Here is a 7,305-nt window from a genome sequence, read left to right as displayed (position 1 = left end):
GGGCTGGACGGTGTAGGAACCACCGCCCTACCAGGAGCTCGTCACATCACCCCGCCGCCACGCCGCAGCACCGCGTCAGTTCCGAGACACGTTCTCAGACGTCGCTGCGTGCCTCTGGACGGGGCCGTGGACCTTCGCAGGCTCAGGGCGGGGCCCGGGACGGGGCCGAATCAGGAGATGTAGCCGTACTCCCAGTGCCACGGCTCGGGTTTCTCGCCGCCCGGGGAAGCCCAGTCCGGCTGGACGAACCCGAACCGGCCGGCGTTGGCCGTCATCCAGGTCCACTGCGTCGATCCGGCGATGTTGATGCCACCGCACAGGTCGACCGCCAGGGCCCAGCCGTGGTTGGAGGTGCCCGGAACCGCGGCCAGTGCCGGCTTCCGGCGGAAGGCCGAGACCTGGCCGCTGAGGGAGCGGTAGGAGTCGGTGATGCACAGCGGGGTGCCGAAGGCCGCCGTGTACGCCACGTTCAGCTGACCGTAGGAGGCCGCGGCATCGCAGCGCAGGGCGTGCCGGTGGACGCCCAGCCGGCACAGGGTCTCGGCCGGGATCTGGCCGTTGGCCCATCCGCCCCACGCCCCGGTGCGCTCACCGGGCGCTGCCAGGGCCGCGCCGCACGCGCCGGCCTCGGCCACCGGCAGCGGCGCGTTGGCCAGAGCCGGCGCCGGCAGGGTCACGCGGGTGGCCGAGGAGCCGGCCGCCACGGAGCGGACGGACACCTGGTAGGTGCCGGCCGAGGCGCCGATGACGTCGCCGTCGCCGAGGTAGATGCCGACGTCCTGACCGCCCGGCGAGTGGACCAGGTCACCGATCTGCAGGTCGGCGAGCGGCACGGCCGTGCCGGAGGCCCACTGGTCCTGCGGAGTGGCCGGGACGGCGTATCCGGCGAACAGCCAGGACGACGCGGTGAAGCCACCGCAGTCGTAGGTGTCGGGACCGGTGGTGCCCGGGACGAAGGGTTTGCCGAGCTGGGAGAGTGCGTTGCTCACCGCGGCGACGGTCTCGGCGGACAGCACCGTGACGGGGCTGGTGCCGACGACGGCCCACGCGACACCCGGGATCGGCTGCCCGGCCGCATCGAGGGCAGGGGAGAAGCCCGCCGGCAGGTCGGTGGGATCGGCCAGCGCGGACGCCGACGGAAGTTCGATCCCGGCCGCGCCCAGCTGACCGAGGTACTGCTGCCAGCGCAGCATCGCCTGCTGGTTGCGCTCCTGCTGCGGCCCGGCGACCGGGATGGTGGCCAGGCCGGCGAGGGCGGAGGTGATCTCGGGCGTCAGGTCGTCGACCTTCGACCGCACGCCGGCCAGGACGGCCTCGGCGCGCCGGTCGGCCGCCCTGACGGCGGCCTCGGCGAGCGCCACGCGGTCGGTGGCGACGGAGAGGGTGAGGGAGCTGCGCTGCGCCCGCACGATGTCCCCGGTCAGGGCGACCTCCGTCCGGTCGGCCAGCGACTGCCGGTGGAGAGCGTCGGAGGTGACGCCGGCGTCGTGGACGCTGAGCGACAGCAGGGGGTGACGCTGCTGAGGAGTCGCCCGGTACATCTCGGCGGCCGCACTGCCGACCACCTCCTGCCGCGCCAGGACCTGCGCCAGGGCGGCCTGCTCCGCGTCGCGAGCCTGCTGCAGCTCGGCCTTCCGGCGGTGGACCTCCTGCTGGAGCAGCCGGTACCGCCCGGCGTCCTCGAGCAGCGAGCTCTGCGCCGTCAGCGCGAGGGCCGTGGTGTCGAGCGGGCCGTCGCCCGGTCCGGTCTCGTCGGCACCCGGCAGCACCAGGGCCGCGACCGCGGGCAGCAGCAGGGTGCTCAGCGCCACCACGCCCAAGCGTGTCGACCAACGCGAGCCGGTCCGGCCCGCGGGGCGGCCGAGCTTCCGGTCGGTGGACGCCCTCCCCTTCGTGACAGGGCGCTCGGCGGCAGGGCGCTTGGCGGCGGGGCGCTTGGCGGCGGGGCGTCCGGGGCTGGAGCGGCGCGCCGGCGGGCGCGCAGTCGTCCGGGTCGCGCCCGGAGCGGCCCGGTCGGCGGCGGCGGTCGCGGTGCGCAGCGCCGCGGCCTGCGCCGCCGTGAGGGGCTGACCGCCGGCCAGGGCCTCGCGCAGGGCCAGGGCCTCGCGCAGCGCCTGGGCCTCACGGGCGCTGAGGACCGGCCGGGTCGAGGTGCCGGAACGCGTGGAGGACGCGCGTGGTGCAGGCACTGCAGCGTCCCCCAGCGGTCTCGTCGTCGCGACGTCGGTGCCTCCTGCTGCGGATGCGGCGGAAGCGTTCCGAATTCGTGTCGACGTGCCGGGAGACGTGCTTGAGAACCCGCGCCGGGGACCTTCACCCCTCCGGGTGAGGGTGAACCTCCCGCCGAGGCCGCTCGGGTGACCCGTACGGGGGAGCTGTCAGGGGGCCCACCAGGCACCGTGCCGGTGCGTCAGGGGGATGCGGAGCTCGCCGCCGTCCTCGGTGGAGACCACGACCTCGACCTTGGTGATGCGGACGGGCGGCCCGTCGTCCTCCGACTCCACCAGCTGACCGCTCGCGAGAGGGATCGGGGGTACGACCAGGAGGTCGTCGCCGGGCGGTTCGGCCATGGGCGGTCCTCCAGGGATCCGTTCCTCGAAGGGTGCGGGGCGCACTCACCGTAGGCGGCGGCTCCGGGCACACAGCGGGCCGGGCAGCGCCTCCCGGTGGGAGGGCTGCCCGGCCCAATCGTGCGTGCGTCAGGCGAGCCGCATCAGCGCTTCTCGAGGGGGACGAAGCTCCGCTCGGTCTCACCGGTGTACAGCTGACGGGGACGGCCGATCCTCGTGGCCGGGTCGGCGATCATCTCCCGCCACTGCGCGATCCAGCCCGGCAGCCGGCCGAGAGCGAACAGCACCGTGAACATGCGCGTGGGGAAGCCCATCGCGCGGTAGATGAGCCCGGTGTAGAAGTCCACGTTCGGGTAGAGCTTGCGCTGGATGAAGTAGTCGTCGGAGAGGGCGATCTCCTCCAGCTGGCGGGCGAGGTCGAGCAGTTCGTTGTTCCCGCCCAGCTTGTCGAGCACGGTGTCGGCCGTCGACTTCACGATGGCTGCGCGGGGGTCGTAGTTCTTGTAGACGCGGTGCCCGAAGCCCATCAGCTTGACGCCGGGCTCCTTGTTCTTCACCCGCTCGACGAATCGCGGGATGTCGCCGCCGTCGGCCTGGATCGCCTCGAGCATCTCCAGCACCGACTGGTTGGCGCCGCCGTGCAGCGGGCCGAACAGCGCGTTGATGCCGGCCGAGACCGACGCGAAGAGGTTGGCCTGCGAGGAGCCGACCAGCCGGACGGTGGAGGTCGAGCAGTTCTGCTCGTGGTCGGCGTGCAGGACGAAGAGCCTGTCCAGCGCCTTGACAAGGTCGGGGTCCTGGTCGTACGGCTCGGCCGGGAAGCCGAACGTCATGCGGAGGAAGTTCTCGACCAGCCCGCAGGAGTTGTCGGGGTAGAGGAAGGGCTGCCCGACCGACTTCTTGTAGGCGTACGCCGCGATGGTCGGCAGCTTCGCCAGGAGACGGAGGGTGGAGATCTCCACCTGCTCCTCGTCGAAGGGGTCGAGGGAGTCCTGGTAGAAGGTCGACAGCGCGCTGACGGCCGAGGAGAGCACCGGCATGGGGTGCGCGTCGCGGGGGAACCCCTTGAAGAACTGCTTGAGGTCCTCGTGCAACAGGGTGTGCCGGCGGATCCGTTGGTCGAACGCGCCGAGCTCGTCGGCCGTGGGCAGCTCGCCGTAGATCAGCAGGTAGGTGACCTCGAGGAAGCTGGACTGCTCGGCGAGCTGGTCGATCGGATAGCCGCGATAGCGCAGGATCCCGGCGTCACCGTCGATGTAGGTGATCGCCGAGGTGCAGGCGGCGGTGTTCATGAAGCCGATGTCGAGGGCGACTTGGCCGGTCGATGACAGGAGCTTGCTCGTGTCGAGGCCGTCGGCACCCTCCGTCGCCTTGACGAGGGGCAGGGGCAGTTCTCCACCGGGGTAGCGCAGGGCTACATCTGTCTCGCTCACGAAGGACGACGCTACTGCTCGTCGGTCCTCGATGCTGCCCGGACCGGCGCGAGAAGAGGGTGAGGAGCGAGGTTTTCTCGCTCCCCACCCTCTGCTGACGTCAGGGGTGGGTCATGGAGAGGACATCGAGCGCCTCGTCGAGCTGCTGCTCGGTGAGCTTGCCCTGCTCGACGTACCCGCGCTCCACGACGACCTGGCGGATCGTCTTCTGCTCCTTGAGCGACTGCTTGGCCACGACCGCGGCCTCCTCGTAGCCGATGTACTTGTTCAGCGGCGTCACGATCGACGGCGAGGACTCGGCCAGCTCGCGGCACCGGTCGACGTTGGCGGTGGTGCCGTCGACCGTGCGGTCGGCCAGGATGCGGCTCACGTTGGCCAGGAGCCGGATCGACTCGAGCACGTTGCGGGCCATCAGCGGCAGGGTGACGTTCAGCTCGAAGTTGCCGGTCGTCCCCGCGAAGGTGACCGCGGCGTCGTTGCCGATGACCTGGGCGGCCACCTGGATCGCCGCCTCCGGGATGACCGGATTGACCTTGCCCGGCATGATCGAGCTGCCCGGCTGGAGGTCGGGCAGGAAGATCTCGCCGAGCCCCGTTCGCGGGCCCGAGCCCATCCAGCGCAGGTCGTTGGCGATCTTCACCAGGCCCACGGCGATGGTCTTGAGCTGGCCCGAGGCCTCCACCAGGGCGTCGCGGGAACTCTGCGCCTCGAAGTGGTTGCGGGCCTCCGACAGCGGCAGGTCCATGTCGGCGGCCAGCTTCTCGATGATCGCGGCGGCGAACCCGGGCGGGGTGTTGATACCGGTGCCCACAGCTGTACCGCCCAGGGGCAGCTCGCCGATGCGGGGGAGGGACGCCTCCAGTCGCTCCACGCCGTAGCGGATCGCCGCTGCGTAGCCGCCGAACTCCTGGCCGAGGGTCACCGGGGTGGCGTCCATCAGGTGCGTGCGTCCGCTCTTGACCACCTCGGCGAACTCCTCGGCCTTGCGCTCCAGCGAGGCCTCCAGGTGCCGCAGCGCCGGGATGAGGGTGACGACGATCGCGCGGGTGGCCGCGATGTGGATCGCGGAGGGGAAGACGTCGTTGGACGACTGCGAGGCGTTCACGTGGTCGTTGGGGTGCACCGGCTTGCCGAGCGCCTCGGTGGCGAGGCTGGCGATGACCTCGTTGGTGTTCATGTTGCTCGACGTGCCCGAGCCGGTCTGGAAGACGTCGATGGGGAAGTGCTGGTCCCACTCGCCCCGTGCCACGCTCCCCGCGGCCTCGGTGATGGCAGTCGCGATCTCGCCGTCCAGCACGCCGAGGTCGGCGTTGACCGTGGCGGCCGCGCCCTTGATGGCCGCCAGGGCGCCGATGAGCTCCCGCTCGATCGGTGTGCCGGAGATGGGGAAGTTCTCGACGGCGCGCTGGGTCTGGGCCCGCCACTTCGCCCAGGCCGGGACGCGGACCTCCCCCATGGAGTCGTGCTCGGTGCGGTACTCGGTGGCGTCCTGACCGGTGCCGTCCTGCTGTGGGGCCACGTTGCGCTCCCGTGTGTGATGGATGGTGACAGTGCTCCAGGAGGGACCCTAGACACCAATGGGTGGACCGCGCGGTTCCGGTCCGGGCCCGAGGAGCCGATGACGCGGGCGGCGGCGGGACCTTGCCGGCCGCACGCACCCGATCCGAGGAGCCCGATGTCCCAGCCCCCGAACCCGCCCGTGGACGGCTCGACGCCGCCCGCACCTCAGCCGTACGGCCAGCCCGCGCCCCAGCCCGCGTCTGAGGCGGCGGCGCAGCCGGACGGCGCGGCCTGGGCGCCGCCGTCGCCGCCGTCGCCGCCGTCGCCGCCGTCCTGGGCGCCCTCCTGGCAGCCACCGGCTGCGCCCTCCGCGCCCGGCGGGCCGGTCGCCGGTGCGCAGGCGGCCGCTCCCGCGCAGCCGAACGGCAAGCTCCTGCTCGCGCTGGCGGCCCTGGTCGGGCTGCTGGTCGGGATGGTCGGCGCCGGGCTCGTCGTCACGGCGCTGTTCGCCGGCAGCGCCGAGGACATCGGCCGCGAGATCGCCGACCAGGTGGGGCCGGCCGTCGAGGAGGGCATCGTCGAGGGGTCCCAGCAGGCGATGGAGGACGCCATGGAGGGCGCGATGGGCGCCTTCCCCGAGGACATGGGGTTCCCCGGCGGACCGGTTCCGGCCGCCGAGCAGTTCCCGCCCGTGCCACCGGAGGACCTCGGGCCGGACCCTGTCCTCGACGACTATGCCCAGCAGTGCTTCGACGGCGCGCTGCAGGCGTGCGACGACCTCCTGTACGAGTCCCCGCCGATGTCGCAGTACGAGACGTACGGGGCAACCTGCGGAGGTCGGGTGAAGGAGTACACCGTGGGCTCCTGCACCGAACTGGAGTGACGCCGACCGGGCCGTCAGGTCTCCGGGGCGGTCCGGTCGTGGCGGGTTCCGGCCGGTGGAGGCGGGGGAACCCCGACGCCTAGCATCCGACGCGCCGGAAGCCGTCCTCCACGAGGAGCGCCGCCATGACGAAGCCGCCGCATCCGCAGCAGGGCGGCGCCGGGCCGGGGAGCGAGCGGCCGGGGTCCCCGGGGCGGGGCCCGACGGGCCCCGACGACGAGCCCACCGAGCGGATGGGTCCCCGGGCAGCCGGACAGCGCGACCAGACCCGCCAGTTCCCCCAGCCGCCCTACGGTCAGCAGCCCGGTCAGTACGGGCAGCCGCCCTACGGTCCCCCCGGGCCGGTCGGGCAGCCGCCGTACGGTCCCCCCGGGCCGGTCGGGCAGCAGCCCTACGGTCCCCCCGGACCGGTCGGGCAGCAGCCCTACGGTCAGTACGGGCAGCCGGGCCAGCAGTGGGCTCCGCTCGGTCCGCCCGGTGGACAGCCGCCGAAGAACAGGAACACCCTCATCGCCCTGGTGGTGGCGAGCGTGGTGGTGCTGGCCGCCATCGGGGCCGGCGTGTGGCTGGTCCTCCAGGACGCCGGGGGCGGCTCCGCCCCCTCGTCGAGCACGAGCGAGACCGCGGCCATCCCTCCGCCCACGGCGGACCCCGACGGTCTGGGCGACGACCCCGTGATGGACCGGTACGCGCGGGATTGCTACGACGGCGACATGGAGGCGTGCGACACCCTGTTCCGGAAGTCGGAGCCCGGCTCCGACTACGAGAGGTACGGCGGAACGTGCGCCGGCCGCCAGCCGATCCAGGACGTGACGACCGTCTACTGCACGGACGCCTTCCCGGCGGACTGACCGGACGCCGAGCGGCCCGGCAGCCGCCACGGTGCGGGGCCGTTCCGCGATCCAGCGAGCCCCCCGGT

At 72.7% G+C, this 7,305-nt stretch carries 6 protein-coding genes; 2 read left to right on the top strand and 4 right to left on the bottom strand.

What is annotated here, in order from left to right; all coding sequences use genetic code 11:
* Nucleotides 1-170: 170 nt before the first annotated feature.
* The 4 genes from CHB94_RS15200 to CHB94_RS15185 all read right to left on the bottom strand — a co-directional run bounded on the left by CHB94_RS15200 (nucleotide 171) and on the right by CHB94_RS15185 (nucleotide 5,522).
* Nucleotides 171-2,189 (bottom strand): NlpC/P60 family protein, encoded by a 2,019-nt coding sequence (locus CHB94_RS15200; RefSeq protein ID WP_254920673.1) that lies wholly within the window; start codon nucleotides 2,187-2,189, stop codon nucleotides 171-173.
* A gap of 189 nt (nucleotides 2,190-2,378) precedes the next feature.
* A complete protein-coding gene (locus tag CHB94_RS15195) occupies nucleotides 2,379-2,570 on the bottom strand; it encodes a hypothetical protein (RefSeq protein WP_089337396.1) in 192 nt (63 codons plus the stop codon).
* Between the two features lie 143 nt (nucleotides 2,571-2,713).
* Nucleotides 2,714-4,003 (bottom strand): citrate synthase, encoded by a 1,290-nt coding sequence (locus tag CHB94_RS15190; protein WP_089337395.1) that lies wholly within the window; start codon nucleotides 4,001-4,003, stop codon nucleotides 2,714-2,716.
* A 100-nt stretch (nucleotides 4,004-4,103) separates the two neighbouring features.
* Nucleotides 4,104-5,522, bottom strand: coding sequence for a class II fumarate hydratase (locus CHB94_RS15185; RefSeq protein WP_089337394.1), 1,419 nt, complete (start codon nucleotides 5,520-5,522; stop codon nucleotides 4,104-4,106).
* Between the two features lie 156 nt (nucleotides 5,523-5,678).
* Here CHB94_RS15185 and CHB94_RS15180 point away from each other — a divergent pair, with 156 nt between their 5' ends.
* Together CHB94_RS15180 and CHB94_RS25240 are read left to right on the top strand one after the other, a co-directional pair.
* Entirely contained in the window at nucleotides 5,679-6,386 is a 708-nt protein-coding gene (locus tag CHB94_RS15180) for a hypothetical protein (RefSeq protein ID WP_089337393.1), read from the top strand.
* 125 nt (nucleotides 6,387-6,511) lie between these two features.
* Nucleotides 6,512-7,237 carry a hypothetical protein gene (locus tag CHB94_RS25240; RefSeq protein ID WP_089337392.1) on the top strand — a complete coding sequence of 242 codons (726 nt, stop codon included), beginning with the start codon at nucleotides 6,512-6,514 and terminating at the stop codon, nucleotides 7,235-7,237.
* Nucleotides 7,238-7,305 lie beyond the last annotated feature (68 nt).

The sequence above is a fragment of the Blastococcus mobilis genome (genome assembly GCF_900188025.1).
In the GTDB taxonomy this organism is placed as follows: Bacteria; Actinomycetota; Actinomycetes; order Mycobacteriales; family Geodermatophilaceae; genus Blastococcus_B; species Blastococcus_B mobilis.
Note: the sequence above shows the minus strand (reverse complement) of the source record. Positions and strands in the feature narration are given on the sequence as shown.